Source organism: Caulobacter sp. Root1472, assembly GCF_001426985.1.
GTDB lineage: Bacteria > Pseudomonadota > Alphaproteobacteria > Caulobacterales > Caulobacteraceae > Caulobacter > Caulobacter rhizosphaerae.
Genome location: NZ_LMFX01000046.1, coordinates 1 through 1,500, shown reverse-complemented (window position 1 = coordinate 1,500; position 1,500 = coordinate 1). Strand labels below are relative to the sequence as shown.

Annotated in this window: 1 tRNA gene; it reads right to left on the bottom strand. The window is 60.7% G+C overall.

Annotated features, from left to right (window positions below):
• Nucleotides 1-1,405 precede the first annotated feature (1,405 nt).
• A tRNA-Met gene (locus ASD47_RS22590) sits at nucleotides 1,406-1,482 on the bottom strand.
• Between the last annotated feature and the right edge of the window lie 18 nt (nucleotides 1,483-1,500).

Genomic DNA, 1,500 nt, shown 5'->3' with positions numbered 1-1,500 from the left:
CCAATCCACCAGAAACAACCAAAGCCATTCCCAGTAAACCGTGGCAGCTCTCTAAAGAAAACCACCAATCCAGTCAAGCAAAGATTTCCAAGAAACCTCAGATGACTAGAGGAAGATCACCTTCGAATTCTTGCGAACCCTCTAGATAATCCCCCGGAGCCGCGCCTTCTAATGAAGGAAGAGCCCGGCGTCAACTTCGAAGTTTACTGAACCTCAGCAAAGCATCAAAGCCAAACACCCTACTGAACCCTCGAGTTCTTATCGAACTCTCCGCTTTCAGTGAGGAGCAGCGCTTCTATTGAGACGCCACTCCGGAGTCAACCGCTTCGTCTTCTATCTTTCCGGGCGGCCGAGGCCACGACGGAGAGGCAAAAAGAGATCCATGGGCTGCCGAGGCTGCCCGCCTGGATCCATAACCGAGTCGATTGGAGCGCGGAAACTAACGAAACTGATCGAAGAAAGCAAGAGCCTTGCGGTTCCTGCCCTGCGGCCGCGATCGCGTTTCCGAGCGAGGGGCGGATATAGGCGTGTGACGCCGCGATGACAACCCCTCTCCGGTTGAATTCCGCTCCGTCAGCTGGACTTCAGCGCGCCGGCTTGTGTCGTTCGGTCACCTACGCCGGCCATCCGCGGAACCTGAAAGGTCGGATCGACATCGCGCCTTGCACAGACCAGGCCAAGCCCCCCTCCCCTTCACATGCCGCGAGCGCCCCGACGAGGTCCTGCCGCCCCCGGCGCGCTCGCCAGGTCGTCCGTTGATTCTCTGAAAGCGACGGCGACGGCGGCCAGTTCGCGATCGCGGCGTCGTCATATCGGATCAGGGGAAGAGAATCGGCTTCTCACGCAGGCAAGACGCGGAGCGGCGCCCAAGAATCGGATGGGTCGTCGTCAGTCCTGCCGGGCCAATGCTGCAGATTGATCTTGAGGCTGCGGGCCCTGGTGGGGACTTTCGAGCATCACGTGATGCGGCGACGCCGAGATGACGGGTTCGAAATTCAGCCCCCCCCCCCCCGAAAGACGCCGGTCGCGAAAACGAATCGCATCCGGTGCGCGCTGATTGTGTGAAGCGGACGCGATTTGGTCGCTGGGATCTCCCAAGCACGAACGCTCTGGATCTCGAAACGACCGTCCGAAGGGGTGCTCCCCTTCTCGACCAGGTCCGAGCAGACGGGGATGGCGATTCGGCGGCATGCGCGTGCGACGATCGAGGCGCGGTCGATGGCCGACAGGCCCATCGGACGGCATAGTGATCGACGCTAGCCCGTGTCCGCACAGGTTCGCAAGGGAACGCGCGCCCGGCCGCGGTCACCGCGGGCAAACGACTTGGAATCTCAAGAGCGGGTCAGGAGCTCAAGCGCTCGAGCTGAAAACAAAAATGGCCTCCCGAGGGAGGCCATTTAAGTTTTGGGTGCGGGGACAGGATTTGAACCTGTGACCTTCAGGTTATGAGCCTGACGAGCTACCGGGCTGCTCCACCCCGCGGCGAAGGAGGTAGTGGTG